1 protein-coding gene is annotated in these 418 nt (G+C 56.0%); it reads left to right on the top strand.

The window, feature by feature from the left end; genetic code table 11:
• A partial coding sequence (locus E1162_RS12405; RefSeq protein WP_155131910.1) for a DUF4147 domain-containing protein occupies positions 1 to 418 on the top strand: 418 nt, incomplete at both ends.

Genomic DNA, 418 nt, shown 5'->3' on the forward strand with positions numbered 1-418 from the left:
TAACCGTAAGCTTCTGGCTTGCGGCGCAACCATCAACGAAATGAACTGCGTGCGCCGTCATCTGTCCCGCATCAAGGGCGGCCGACTGGCAGCAGCTATTCATCCGGCGCGTATCATCAATCTCCTGATTTCCGACGTTCCGGGCGATGACCCGATCAACATCGCCTCCGGCCCTACCGTTCAAGACACCACCAGCGTAGAAGATGCTCTGGCTATTATCGAGCGTTACAACATCGAATTACCAAAGTCCGCTCGTGAGCATCTGGATCGTCAACGCGGCGCGGCTAAAGCTTGCGCAGTGGCGTTGGATGTAGCCGGTCGCAGCAAGAGTGGCTTTGAGGGTGGTGCCCGCGAAGTGTTGGAAGACTGTGCTTCTCAGGCAAGTCGTCCGTTCTCACTCAAAGGCGTCAATATTGAA

The organism is Pseudovibrio flavus (genome assembly GCF_009711345.1).
Classification (GTDB): Bacteria; Pseudomonadota; Alphaproteobacteria; order Rhizobiales; family Stappiaceae; genus Pseudovibrio; species Pseudovibrio flavus.